Consider the following 12,458-nt stretch of genomic DNA (forward strand, 5'->3'; position numbering starts at 1 on the left):
CTGGTGCGGCGGGCGCTCGGGCTGCGGCTGCCGCCCGCACTGGTGCTCGGCTGGCGCGGCGCCTTCCCCCGCCGGGCGCGCACCGTGCTGGGCGTGGCCCGGCTGGCGCTGCCGCTGCTGATGATCACCGTGGCGCTGAGCGCCTGGACCACGGTGGAACGGTTCCGGAGCCACCCGGCCGAACTGGGGCTGCCCGCCGCGCTGACCGCCCACTCGCCGCACGCCGCCGCGGCCGACCGGCCGGCGGAGGCCGAGGCGCGGCGGCTGCTCGGCGCGCACCCGGACGTGCAGTCCGTCCATCCCGGCGCCGAGGTGGCCGCCCTGATCCCGGGCCAGACCGGCACCATCACGCTGCGCGGCCTGGGCGAGGACTACCCCTTCACGGTGGTGGAGGGACGGCTGCCGCAGGGCCCGGACGAGGCGGTGGCCGGGCAGGGGCTGCTCGACCTGCTCCGGGCCGGGGTGGGTGACTGGGTGCGGATGACCGTGGAGGGCCGCCCGCAGATCCTGCACATCGTGGGCCGTTCCCTGGAACCCGACAAGAACGGCCGGGTGCTGTCCACCACGCTGGACACCCTCCAGGAGGCCGATCCGCTGCTCAAGCCGGGCTTCTACCAGCTCGTCCTGCGTCCGGGCGCCGACCCGGACACGGTACGGGACCGGCTGGCCGCCTCCGTGGACGGCCGGCTGGACATCCGGGACGTGCCCAATCCGGCCGACGGCCTCTCCCCCGCCTCCGCGGTGATCGCCGGCCTGGTCGCGGTCCTGGGCCTGATCGGCCTGACCGAACTCCTCACCGCCATCGCCGCCGGAGTCCGGGACCGGGGCCGCGACCTCCTCGCCCTGAAGGCCATCGGCCTCACCCCGCGCCAGATCGGCGCGGTGATGGTCACCGCGACCGGGTTCACCGCACTGGCCGCCGCGCTGGCGGGCACGGCCCTGGGCGTTCCGGCCGGCCGCTGGCTGATCGATGCCCAGGGCCGCTCCAGCGGCATCGGCGCGGGCATCGCGCAGACCCCGCCGCTGCCGCTGCTGGCCGCGGTCGTGGTGCTGGCAGTGGCCGGCGCGCTGGCCGTCTCCGCCGTTCCCGCCACCCGCACCGCCCACCGCCGCCCCGCCGACTCCCTCTCCGAATCCCTCTAGCCGCCGGGCCACCGGCGGCGGGCCCCGGGCCCTGAAGGTTCCGGGCTCCTCGGCGGCGTCCCGTCCGGTTCTTCCCGGAGCGCTGCGGCATCGCCGTCCCGGCCGCTGCCCGCGATCGGCCGGCGGCCCGTCGGGCGGTACGGCCGTGCGGCCGGTTCCGGGGTGGGAACCGGCCGCACGGGTGGGTGGTGCGGTGGTGCGGTGGTGCGCGCTGTTACGGGGTGGTGCAGGCGGCGCCGTTGAGCCGGAACGCGGTCGGGTCGGCGACCTGGCCGCTGGAGGTGCCGTTGAAGCCGAAGCTCACCGAGGCGCCCGGAGCGATGGTGCCGTTCCAGGCGGCCGGCCGGGCGGTGACGTCCTGGCCGGTCTGGGTGATCTGGCTGCTCCAGTGGTGGGTGACCTTCTGGTTGTCGGCGAAGGACCAGGTCAGCTCCCAGGGGCTGACCTGCTCGGTGCCGGTGTTCCTGATCTCCACGTAGCTGGTGAAGCCCGAGTTCCAGCGGTAGGAGGTGTAGGTGACCTCGCAGCTGCCCTCCGGCTCCTCGTTCCCGTCGCCGGGTTCGAGGTCGTCCAGGAAGGAGGCGACCCAGGCCAGCGGGGCGTTCCAGTTGATGGTGATCTCGTTGGTGGACCAGGACTCGATGTCGTCGATGTAGCACATGGCCGGGGCGCAGCCCTGCAGCTTGTCCTGGGCGACCGGGTCCTGGATCTCCACGTTGGGGCCGCCCGCGACGGAGCCGGGGGCCGGGTTGGGCAGGCTGGAGTTGAGCTGGTTGGCCCAGTGCCGGTGGTGCTGGTTCTTCGAGTCCCGCTCGCCGTATCCGGTGACGTACGACTGGTTCAGCGGGTTGCGGCCCAGCAGGTAGTCCATGCCGCGCAGCACCGCGTCGCTGTACTTCGACTCGCCGGTCAGGTCGTAGGCGGTGCCGAGCACCACCATGTTGTTGAGGACCTGGCTGTTGGAGCCCCAGACGTAGTTGGTGCCGCCGAAGGGCACGCCGTAGGCGGCGGCCCGGGAGTCGGCGGCGAAGCCGTCCGCGGCCTCGGTCACCATGGCGCGCACGCCGGCGAGTTCGGCGGCGGTGAACTCGTTCGGGACGGTGGCCAGGGTGAGCGCGCCCAGGCCGGCGGTGGACTGCCAGGACAGGCCGCCGCGCGGGAAGACCGCGTCGGTGTCGCCGTGCAGCGGGGAGTTCACCAGGTGCTCGCGGTAGACCGGGTCGCCGGTGGTGACGAACAGTTCGGCCGCGGCCCAGTAGAACTCGTCGGTGACGTTGTTGTCGCTGTAGGCGCCGCCGCCGGTGCCGTCGTTGGGGTCGGCGTAGATCTCCGGGTTGTCCACGGCGGCCTGCCAGGCCGTGGTGGCGGCGGTCAGGCAGCGGTCGGCGAAGGCCGCGTCGTAGGGCTCGAACAGGCGGGCGCACTGGGCGCCGGCGGCGGCCAGGTTGAGGGTGGCCGCGGTGGACGGCGGGTGCAGTTCGCGCTTCTGCGGGTCGTTGTGCGGCAGCAGCGGCAGACCGGTCCAGTTCTCGTCGTGGATCTTGTGGTGGGCCATGCCGGCCAGTTCCTCACCGGCGGGCACCTGCATCTTCATCAGGAAGTCGAGCTGCCAGGCGGCCTCGTCCAGGATGTCCGGGATGCCGTTGCCCTGCTCGGGCACGCGCAGCTTGCCGTCGCCCAGCGGCTCGCCGTCGGCGCCCTCGGTGTTCAGGGTGCGCTCGTAGTTGGCCATCACCTGGGCGACCGAGATGCCGCCGTTGACCACGTACTTGCCGTGGTCGCCCGCGTCGTACCAGCCGCCGGTCACGTCCAGGGTGTAGTCGCAGACGCCGGGCTGGCAGGGCACGTTGTCGTCGCCCTGGTTGGGCTCGACGTTGAGGTGGCCGGCCGGGCGCGCGTACTCCTCGCCGACCAGGCCGGCGTCGATCTCGATGCCGCTGCGGTTGTGGTAGAAGTACGCCAGCGCGTCGCTGCGCAGCTGCGAGTAGAGGCCGTCACCGATGGCGAAGGGCTCGCTGGTCTCGCCCGCGATGGTGACGGTGTAGCCGTCGCCCTCCTCGGTGACCTCGCTGAAGTCGAAGGTGTGCACGTGCTGCCGGGAGGTCGGGTCGGTGCCGAACACCTCGGTGGTGCCGGCGGCCGCCTCGCTGCCGTCCGGGGCGTTCAGGGTCCAGGCCAGCGGCGCGGTCTCGTCGGTGACGAAGGTGCCGCTCTTGGGCCCTTCGGTGAGGTAGCCGACCTGGTTGACCCGGACCGGGGAGCCGGTGTCCGGCTCGTAGTCGGGCACTTCGGCGCCGCCGGTCAGCGAGACGTCGTCGAGGCAGAAGGTGAACGCCTCTTCGCTGCCGCCGATCTGGAAGGCGAGCTGCGCGGCGTCGTTGTCGTCCGCGGCGGCGAAGATGTGGCTGACGGCGGTCGGCTCGGTGGTGATCTGGTCCGCGGAGGAGTGCTCGGTGGTCCACGGCTCCTCGGCCATCTGCACATTGGTGCGGATGGTGACCGGGATGCTGGCGTGGGCGGTGAAGCTCAGCTCGTAGCCCTCGCCCGCGATCAGCGGTATGCCGTCCTGGCCGATGATGGCGTCCCACGGGTTGAGGGTGCCGGCGGGCACCTCCGCGCACAGTTCCCCGTCCACGACCGAGGCGGGGCTGTTCTCGGTCCACCACCAGGGGGCGGTGCCGGCGGAGAAGTCGCCGTTGACGATCTGCTCGGGGCCTTCGGCGGCTCCGGCGTGGGGGACGGCCATGGCACCGGCGATCAGTGCACCGATCGCTGTGCCGCCCAGAAGAAGATTCCTGCCGCGATGCCTGCGGCGGGTGGCTGAAAGTGGGGGGTGCGGAAGATGGCTCACGCCTCGGTCCTCAGTCGGAGTCGGACAGGTTACGGGAGCGCTCCCACGGGCATCCTGCGCGCCTGGACGAGTCCACGTCAAGACACCGTCCCACTCAAGACGATTCAACAACCACAGGCACCCCCGCTCCGCACGGTGCGAGCGGCAGCACCGTTGTCACCGCGGTGGCAGTGCCGCGCCGGGCGGCAGCGGCCCGGCGGGGAACGACGCGCGCCGGCGCGAACTGCCGGGGAGCGCCCTGCGGCAGCCCGTGACCGTCGGGACACTCGCCGGCGCGGAGAGGCGGAAGAGGCGCGCACGCCCCTCTTCCGCGCCCGCGGCGCGGAACCCCCGGAGGAATCCCCGTGCCCGTGCAGGCCGTCCCGGCCGCGGCCGGGACGGCTCAGCCGCCGCTCCTGGTCGCGGCCGGCGCGGCCTCCAGCCCTCGGAGGACCTGGCGGGCCATCCCGCCCAGCAGCATGAGCTGCTCCCTGGTCAGCACGTCCAGGAAGAACCGCCGGACCGCCTCCACGTGGCCGGGCGCCGCGGCCTCGATGGCCTCCCGCCCGGCCGCGGCCAGCACGATGAACGAGCCCCGGGCGTCGTCCGGGCAGCCCTCCCGGCTCACCAGGCCGCGCCGCTGCATCCGGCCGATGTGGTGCGACAGGCGGCTCTGCTCCCATTCCAGCCGCCGCTGGAGCTCGTAGGGCCGCAGCCGGCCCTCCTCGACGTCGGTGAGACAGACCAGCACCTCGTAGTCGGCCAGGGACAGCCCGGAGTCGCTCTGGAGCTGGCGGTTGAGGCGGGAGCTCAGCCGCGACTGCATCTGCTGATACGCGCGCCAGGCCCGCTGCTCCTCCGCGTCCAGCCATCTGGTGCCTTCCATGGGCCCAGTCTACCGGCGGATTACATGATTCATCATGTATGTTGGTGAGGCGTAGCTGACACCTCATCCGTGCGGATGACCCCACCCACCCGTTCACCAGGGAGAACACCATGAGCACCAGCGCCCCCACCGCCGAGCTGACCGGCAGCTACACCATCGACCCGGCCCACACCCGCATCGGCTTCGTGGCCCGGCACGCGATGGTGACCAAGGTCCGCGGCGCGTTCAACGAGTTCGAGGGCACGGCCGAGCTGGACGGCGAGAACCCGGAGCGGTCGAGCGTCCGGGTGACCATCAAGGCCGCCTCCATCGACACCCGGAACAGCCAGCGCGACGAGCACCTGCGCGGCAACGACTTCCTGGCCATGCAGGACCACCCGGAGATCACCTTCGTCTCCACCTCGGTCAAGCGCACCGGTGAGACCGCCTTCGACGTGACCGGTGACCTGACCGTCCGCGGCGTCACCAGGCCGGTGACCATCCCGTTCACCTACGAGGGCGCCGCCCAGGACCCCTTCGGCAATCTGCGGGTCGGCCTGGAGGGCTCCGTGGAGATCAACCGCAAGGACTTCGGCGTGGTGTGGAACGCCCCGCTGGAGACCGGTGGCCTGCTGGTCAGCGAGAAGGTCACGCTGGAGTTCGAGGTCTCGGCGATCAAGCAGTCCTGACGCCGGGCCCGCGGCGGCGCCATCCGGGCGGTCCGGGCGCCGCGACCGAGCCGCCGTGCCGCCGGCCGACCCCCGGGCCGGCGGCACGGCTCTGCGTTCATCTCCGCCCAGCGTCTTCAACCTCTGAAGCCTGTCAGCCTCGTTGACAGGCTTCTGCTGTGCTGGCTTCATGAGAAGCACTGTCGAAAGCGTCACTTCGACACCACCGGGCGACACTCCCCGACACAAGTCGCAGGAAGGTGGCACGGACCAGCGGGCCGGTGGAGCCGCACCGTCCCGGCCCGGCCGGTCCGCGCCGTCGCGCCGCCCGGCGGTACGCCCGCGGTGGCGCCGCCGCGCCGCCCGTACCCCGACCATCGCCGCACAGCCCGCACGACCGGCTCCACCCTGCTCCATCCGTTTCGGCCCCGCATGCCCGCGGGGCCGGAGACCGGACCACGGCTCCGCCGTTCCGACGTCCCCCCGGGAGTGTTCCGCGCGGCGTTTTGGGAGCGCTCCCAGGAGTCGGGTTCAATCCTCGTGCCGGTTTGTCCGGCTCGGACCCCCCACTGCGCGGCCTGGGACGACCAGTTTCCGCCGCACCGGAAGGACTGACACCGTGACGAGACGAGGCAGACTGAAACGCCTGGCGGCCGGCGCCGCCGCCCTGCTGACGGCCGGGTGGGTGTTCGGCGCCGCCCCGGGCCAGGCCGGCGCCGCCCCCGCGGCCGCGCTCTACACCGACCCCGCCCAGCCGCTGGACGCCCGGGTGGACGACCTGCTCTCCCGGATGTCGCTGGACGAGAAGATCGGCCAGATGACCCAGGCCGAGCGCGGCGCCCTGGACTCCCCTTCGGACATCACCACCTACCGGCTCGGTTCGGTGCTCTCCGGAGGGGGCTCCACACCGGCCTCCAACACCCCGCAGGCCTGGGCCGACATGTACGACTCCTTCCAGCGGGCCGCGCTGGCGACCCCGCTGGGCATTCCGATGATCTACGGCATCGACGCCGTGCACGGCCACAACAATGTGCGCGGGGCCACGATCTTCCCGCACAACATCGGCCTGGGCGCGGCGAACGATCCGGAGCTGGTGCAGCGGATCGGCCGGGCCACCGCCGAGGAGGTGGCGGGCACCGGCATCGACTGGAACTTCGCCCCCTGCCTGTGCGTGGCCCGCAACGACCGCTGGGGCCGCACCTACGAGTCCTTCGGCGAGGTGCCCGAGCTGCCCACCGCCATGACCACGCTGATCACGGGCCTGCAGGGCGAGACCCTGGGCGGCCCGGCGTCGGTGCTGGCCACCGCCAAGCACTACCTCGGCGACGGCGGCACCACCGGCGGCGTCGACCAGGGCGACACCCGGCTCAGCGAGGCCGAGCTGCGGGCGGTCCACCTGCCGCCGTTCCGGGAAGCGGTGGAGCGCGGCGTGGGCTCGGTGATGATCTCCTACAGCAGCTGGAACGGCGAGAAGCTGCACGGCCACCGCTACCTGATCACCGACCTGCTCAAGGGCGAGCTCGGCTTCGACGGCTTCGTGGTGTCCGACTGGGCGGCCGTGGACCAGCTCGACGGGGCCCCGGGCTTCACCGGTGCGGAGGTGGCCGCGGCCGTCAACGCGGGCATCGACATGGTGATGGTCCCCTACGAGTACCAGCAGTTCATCAGCACCCTGCGCGCCGAGGTGCAGGCCGGCCGGGTGCCGATGGCGCGCATCGACGACGCGAACCGCCGCATCCTGGCCAAGAAGTTCGAGCTGGGCCTGTTCGAACAGCCGCTCACCGACCGCTCGTACACCTCCACCATCGGCTCGGCCGCGCACCGGGCGATCGGCCGGGAGGCGGTGCGCAAGTCGCAGGTGCTGCTGAAGAACGCGGGCGGGGTGCTGCCGCTGGACCGCTCGGCCCGGGTGTTCGTGGCCGGCAAGTCGGCCGACGACATCGGCAACCAGAGCGGCGGCTGGACCATCAGCTGGCAGGGCGAGAGCGGGCCGGTCACCGAGGGCACCACCATCCTCGAGGGTCTCCGGGAAGTCGCCGGCGACGCCTCCCGGATCACCTACCACCGGGAGGGACACGGCATGGACTCCTCCTACGACGTGGCCGTCGCGGTGATCGGGGAGACCCCGTACGCGGAGGGCCACGGCGACCGGCGCGGCTCCATGGGGCTGGACCAGGAGGATCTGAACACCCTGAGCCGGCTGCGCGCCTCCGGCGTACCGCTGGTGGTGGTGCTGGTCTCCGGACGGCCGCTGGACATCGCCGGGCAGCTCGGCGACTGGGACGCGCTGCTGGCGGCCTGGCTGCCGGGCACCGAGGGCGGCGGCGTGGCCGATGTGCTGTACGGCGACCACGCGCCGACGGGTACGCTGCCGGTGACCTGGATGCGTTCGGCGAGCCAGCAGCCGATCAACGACGGGGACGGCAAGGACGCCCTCTTCCCGCTCGGCCACGGTCTGACCTACTCCGGCACCGATCCCGATCCGGACCCGGACCCTGAGCCGGACCCCGACCCGGACCCGGATCCCGATCCGGAACCCGATCCGGACCCGGCGGCGGAGTGCACCGCCGACTTCCGGGTGATCAACGCCTGGTCGGGCGGCTTCCAGGCGGAGGTCACGGTCCGCAACACCGGTTCCGCGGCGATCAGCGGCTGGCAGGTGCGGTGGACCAACCCGTCCGGCGTCTCCATCAACAGTCTCTGGAACGGCTCCCACACCGTCTCCGGCTCGGCCGTCACGGTGACCAACGCCGGCTGGAACGGGCAGCTCGCGCCGTCCGCCTCGGCCTCCTTCGGCTTCACCGCCTCCGGGTCCGCGTCCGTGCCGCAGACCACCTGTACGACCGGCTAGCAGGGGCACTCCCCACCCCTCACCCCGGTCCGTGGCCCTCCCCCGCACCTCGGCGGGAGGGCCACGTCCGGGGTGCGTAGGGTGCAGCCATGCAGCCGCCGCTCTCTCCCGGCTCCCCCGGCTCCGCGCCGTCCGGCCCGGCCGCACTGACCGCACTGGCCGCCGACGCGCTGGCCCTGCTGCCCGCCTCCGGCCGCGCCGTACTCGGCCTGGCCGGCCCGCCGGGCGCCGGCAAGTCCACCCTGGCCCGCGCCCTGGTCGCCGCGCTCGGCCCGGACACCGCGGCACACGTCCCGCTGGACGGGTTCCATCTCTCCAACGCCCAGCTGGACCGGCTCGGCCTGCGCTCGCGCAAGGGCTCCGAGCCCAGCTTCGACGTCCGTGGCTACACCGCCCTGCTNCGCTCGCGCAAGGGCTCCGAGCCCAGCTTCGACGTCCGTGGCTACACCGCCCTGCTGCACCGGCTGCTCACCGAGACCGGTCCCGGCAGCGGCGGCGGAGGCGGCGGCGGAGACATCTATGTGCCGGACTTCGACCGCGCCCTGGACGAACCGGTGGCCGCCCGCCACCATGTGCCGCCGGCGGTCCGGCTGATCGTCACCGAGGGCAACTACCTGGCCTGCGACCTTCCCAGCTGGACGGCCGCCCGGGCGCTGATGGCCGAGGTCTGGTACGTGGACGCGCCCGAGGCCGAGCGGGACGTCCGGCTGATGGACCGCCACACCGGGTACGGGCGCAGCCCCGGGGCGGCCCGGGCCTGGATCGACTCCAACGACCGCCCCAATGCCGAGCTGGTCGTCCGCTCCCGGCCGCGCTGCGATCGCACGGTCACCGCCGTGCTGCCGGGCCTGCCCTGAGGTCCCGTCAGCGGGCGGAGCGGCCGCCGGTCTCGTCGCGCGGCGGGGCGAGCAGCGCGCCGAGGGTGAGGGCGGCCCAGCCGCCCGCGGTGGTCACCACGCCGAAGCGGCGGAACCGGCCGCGCAGGGCGGTGCCGAGCAGCACCGCGTCGCCGAGGTCGGAGGCGATGCGCACGGCGGCGGCGGTGCGCAGCGCCGGGCCCTCCGGGGCCAGCAGCAGGGCCAGGCCGCTGGCGGCGTCCCGCCAGGCCAGCGGGCGCAGCGAGAGTTCCGTCTCCTCCGCGACCCGGCCGTCCCGGTCGGTCAGGCCGGAGGGTCTGGCGAGCAGGGCCGGGCGGGCGGCGACGGCGATGCCGTAGGCAGCGGTGGCGGCTCCGATCATTCGCAGCAGACCGACGCGCACGGTGACCTCCGGTTCTCGGGCGGTTGCGGCAACGACGCAGGGCGTCAGCGTAACGCCTCTCCCCGAGGACGGCTCAGGCTCCGGTCGTCCAGGCGAGTTCCGCGGCGCCGAAGGAGACGTTGAAGCGGTCGCACCAGATGGAGACGCTGGTATAGGCGTCCAGGCCGGTGTCCTCCGGCAGCGGGTAGTTCTGGTCGCCCTTGTTGCCCTTGAGCTTTCCGGCGCTGAGGTACTGGCCGTCGTCGAAGACGCCCCAGCCGTCCCGGCCCTCGATCACCGGGGCGTCGGTGAGCCAGACGTGCAGGTCGGGGCCGTTGCTGGTGTCCAGGTCCTCCAGGCGAAGCACCACCGAGCCGTCCTCCAGGCGGAGGATGCGGACCGTGCCGGTGGTGTCGTGCTCGTGGGTGATGAACTCGCCGGTGGCCAGTTCCGCCGGCCCGGCCGGTTCGGTGGGCGAGGGCGAGGGCGAGGCCCCGTCCGCCTCCGTGCCCCCGCCGCTGCCCTGCCCGGCGTCCTGCGCGGCGTCCTGTCCGCGCTCCTGGCCGGGCGTGCCGGCGGCGGTGGGCAGGTCCTCGTGCACGGTCTCGTCGACCCAGAGCTTCCACGGCTGGAACCAGTACATCCCGAAACCCACGGCGGCGGCTCCGGCCACCAGCACCACGATCGCCACCGGCTTGGTCAGCAGGCGCCACAGCCCGTTCATGTCCGTCTCCCCCTGTGCGGCAGGTCGTCCCGCCCATTGAACGGCATGCCGGGACCGCCACGGGCACGTATCCGGCTGATCCCGTCTTACGGAAGCCTTACGTTCCGGGAATTGGTCTACACCTTGACTGGTCTAGTCCAAATCTCTTGACTGTACTCCGACACAACACTCGACCACCGCGGAACCCCACGCCGCGGGAGGGGAGTCCGGATGTTCAGACGTCTGCCGGCCTGGGCCGCCGCCTCGGTGCTGCTCGGCTCGCTCGTCGTGCTGCTGCCCGCGTCCACCGCCTCGGCCGCCGCCTGCGCGACACCCTGGAACGCCACCGCCGTCTACTGGAACGGCGACACCGCCTCGTACAACGGCCGCAACTGGACCGCCCGATGGTGGACCCGGAACGAAACCCCGGGCACCGGCGGCTCCGGGGTCTGGCGGGACGACGGAGTGTGCGGGGACGGCGACGGCGGTCCCGGCGACCCGGGACCCGGTCCCGGCGGCTTCGTGGTCAGCGAGGCCCAGTTCCACCAGATGTTCCCGGGCCGGAATTCCTTCTACACCTATCAGGGCCTGACCGCCGCGCTCAGCGCCTACCCCGGCTTCGCCGCCACCGGTGACGAGACCACCAGGCGCCGCGAGGCCGCCGCGTTCCTGGCCAATGTGCACCACGAGACCGGCGGCCTGGTGCACATCGTCGAGCAGAACACGGCGAACTACCCGCACTACTGCGACACGAGCCAGTGGTACGGCTGCCCCGCCGGGCAGGCGGCCTACTACGGGCGCGGCCCCATCCAGCTGAGCTGGAACTTCAACTACAAGGCGGCCGGCGACGCCCTCGGTCTCGACCTGCTGAACAACCCCTGGCTGGTGCAGAACGACGCGGCCGTGGCCTGGAAGACCGCCCTGTGGTACTGGAACACCCAGTCCGGCCCGGGCACCATGACCCCGCACACCGCCATGACCGGCGGCCACGGCTTCGGCGAGACCATCCGCTCCATCAACGGCGCCCTGGAGTGCAACGGCGGCAACCCCGCCCAGGTGCAGAGCCGGATCGACCGCTACCGCCAGTTCGTCCAGATCCTCGGCACCACCCCGGGCACCAACCTCGGCTGCTGACCGGCCGCGGCTCCGCCTTCACCGGCGCCGGACGCGTGGCACCGGGTGCGGGAGGGTACGCCCGAACCCCTGCCGGCCGGACCGGCCGTACTCTCCCGCACCGCCCGCGTCGCTCGCCCGGCCTGCGCACGGCCCCGCCGCCGAAGGCGGTCCCCGCCGCAGGCCCGCGGCGCCGCACAGTACGGAATCGACACAGTGTCAGGAGGAGAACAGCATCCGGGAGAAGCTCTTGCGCCGGTAGCCGTGGTGGCCGCCCTGCGGCGCCCCCCACGCGGGCTGGCCGTAGCCGGGCTGGGGCTGGGCGTAGCCGCCGGGCGCCGGGGCGGGCGGGGCCGCCTGCGGCGGGAACTGCTGGCCCTCCAGGCGGGTGATGGCCTCAAGCTCGCCGTAGTCCAGGAAGATCCCCCGGCAGCCGCTGCACTGCTCGATCTGGACACCGCTGCGGTTGAAGGTGTGCATGGCCGCGTGGCACTTGGGACACTGCATGGTCGGTTCCATCCCCTTACGAATCGTTCGCTGGTCTCCCCAGGTTAAAGGGTCCCCCCGGAAACCAGGTGTGTGATGCGGACACACGCGTCGATCAGTGCTTCGTCGTCCTCGTCCAGGGCTGAGCCGTCCGTCCCGGCCCGCACCAGGCTCAGCGCCGCCAACTGCACGGTCACCGCGCGGGCGGGTCCGTCCAGCCGGGGCCACGGGTCCTCGCCGGTGGTGCCGCTCTCCTTCTGGTAGGCGTGCAGCAGCCGCTGCCAGTCGCCGGGCGGCAGGAAGCCGGCCGCGAAGCCGGCCGCGGGCCGGGCCAGATCCCAGGCCGGTTCGCCCGTTCCCAGGTCGTCCACGTCGATCAGCCGCCACGGCCCGTGCTCCGGCGGATGACGGAGCAACTGCCCGAGGTGGAAGTCGCCGTGGCACAGCGCGGGCGGCGCGCCGGAGCCGGGCGGCAGCGCGGCGGTGCCCGGCTCGGCCCGGCACCAGCCGGGCAGCCCGTCCCAGGCCCGCTCCACGGCCCCGCAGGCCGCGGCCAGTCG

At 73.0% G+C, this 12,458-nt stretch carries 11 protein-coding genes; 5 read left to right on the plus strand and 6 right to left on the minus strand.

All coding sequences use genetic code 11. The annotated features are described in order from the left end of the window. On the plus strand, positions 1-1,143 hold a 1,143-nt coding region (locus tag GQS09_RS22490; RefSeq protein WP_165989107.1), incomplete at its 5' end, for an FtsX-like permease family protein. Positions 1,144-1,357: 214 nt separating this feature from the next. Here GQS09_RS22490 and GQS09_RS22495 read toward each other — a convergent pair. Further along, the gene (locus tag GQS09_RS22495) at positions 1,358-3,889 is read right to left on the minus strand and encodes a glycoside hydrolase family 9 protein (RefSeq protein WP_165989109.1); all 2,532 of its coding nucleotides are present in this window, start codon (positions 3,887-3,889) and stop codon (positions 1,358-1,360) included. A 487-nt stretch (positions 3,890-4,376) separates the two neighbouring features. Then, on the minus strand, positions 4,377-4,859 hold the full coding sequence (locus GQS09_RS22500) for a MarR family winged helix-turn-helix transcriptional regulator (protein WP_165989111.1): 483 nt from the start codon (positions 4,857-4,859) through the stop codon (positions 4,377-4,379). A 110-nt stretch (positions 4,860-4,969) separates the two neighbouring features. On the opposite strand from GQS09_RS22500, the gene GQS09_RS22505 reads away from it, so the two are divergent. The 3 genes from GQS09_RS22505 to GQS09_RS22515 all read left to right on the plus strand — a co-directional run bounded on the left by GQS09_RS22505 (position 4,970) and on the right by GQS09_RS22515 (position 9,214). Next, positions 4,970-5,527: a YceI family protein gene (locus tag GQS09_RS22505; protein WP_165989113.1), complete on the plus strand. Its 558-nt coding sequence runs from the start codon at positions 4,970-4,972 to the stop codon at positions 5,525-5,527. A 598-nt stretch (positions 5,528-6,125) separates the two neighbouring features. Then, positions 6,126-8,357 carry a glycoside hydrolase family 3 N-terminal domain-containing protein gene (locus tag GQS09_RS22510; RefSeq protein ID WP_313896281.1) on the plus strand — a complete coding sequence of 744 codons (2,232 nt, stop codon included), beginning with the start codon at positions 6,126-6,128 and terminating at the stop codon, positions 8,355-8,357. Between the two features lie 89 nt (positions 8,358-8,446). After that, positions 8,447-9,214, plus strand: a complete 768-nt coding sequence (locus GQS09_RS22515; RefSeq protein WP_243761676.1) for a nucleoside/nucleotide kinase family protein — start codon at positions 8,447-8,449, stop codon at positions 9,212-9,214. Positions 9,215-9,221: 7 nt separating this feature from the next. On the opposite strand, the gene GQS09_RS22520 is transcribed toward GQS09_RS22515, so the two are convergent. Then, a complete protein-coding gene (locus tag GQS09_RS22520; RefSeq protein ID WP_165989117.1) occupies positions 9,222-9,617 on the minus strand; it encodes a hypothetical protein in 396 nt (131 codons plus the stop codon). Between the two features lie 73 nt (positions 9,618-9,690). Further along, on the minus strand, positions 9,691-10,320 hold the full coding sequence (locus GQS09_RS22525; protein WP_165989119.1) for a DM13 domain-containing protein: 630 nt from the start codon (positions 10,318-10,320) through the stop codon (positions 9,691-9,693). A 210-nt stretch (positions 10,321-10,530) separates the two neighbouring features. On the opposite strand from GQS09_RS22525, the gene GQS09_RS22530 reads away from it, so the two are divergent. Beyond that, on the plus strand, positions 10,531-11,433 hold the full coding sequence (locus GQS09_RS22530; protein ID WP_165989120.1) for a glycoside hydrolase family 19 protein: 903 nt from the start codon (positions 10,531-10,533) through the stop codon (positions 11,431-11,433). A gap of 198 nt (positions 11,434-11,631) precedes the next feature. Here GQS09_RS22530 and GQS09_RS22535 read toward each other — a convergent pair whose 3' ends face one another. Both GQS09_RS22535 and GQS09_RS22540 read right to left on the minus strand, forming a co-directional pair. After that, positions 11,632-11,919, minus strand: a complete 288-nt coding sequence (locus tag GQS09_RS22535) for a zf-TFIIB domain-containing protein (protein WP_165989122.1) — start codon at positions 11,917-11,919, stop codon at positions 11,632-11,634. A gap of 44 nt (positions 11,920-11,963) precedes the next feature. Further along, positions 11,964-12,458 (minus strand): phosphotransferase family protein (locus GQS09_RS22540; protein ID WP_165989124.1); only part of this gene is annotated, 495 nt, incomplete at its 5' end.

Origin of the sequence: Streptomyces sp. YIM 98790, assembly GCF_011421595.1 — a bacterium.
Classification (GTDB): Bacteria; Actinomycetota; Actinomycetes; order Streptomycetales; family Streptomycetaceae; genus Streptomyces.

Coding starts and splice junctions, on each gene's coding strand:
- GQS09_RS22495 (WP_165989109.1), bottom strand. CDS start 3,889: ATGGCCGTCCCCCACGCCGGAGCCGCCGAAGGCCCCGAGCAGATCGTC.
- GQS09_RS22500 (WP_165989111.1), bottom strand. CDS start 4,859: ATGGAAGGCACCAGATGGCTGGACGCGGAGGAGCAGCGGGCCTGGCGC.
- GQS09_RS22505 (WP_165989113.1), top strand. CDS start 4,970: ATGAGCACCAGCGCCCCCACCGCCGAGCTGACCGGCAGCTACACCATC.
- GQS09_RS22525 (WP_165989119.1), bottom strand. CDS start 10,320: ATGAACGGGCTGTGGCGCCTGCTGACCAAGCCGGTGGCGATCGTGGTG.
- GQS09_RS22530 (WP_165989120.1), top strand. CDS start 10,531: ATGTTCAGACGTCTGCCGGCCTGGGCCGCCGCCTCGGTGCTGCTCGGC.
- GQS09_RS22535 (WP_165989122.1), bottom strand. CDS start 11,919: ATGCAGTGTCCCAAGTGCCACGCGGCCATGCACACCTTCAACCGCAGC.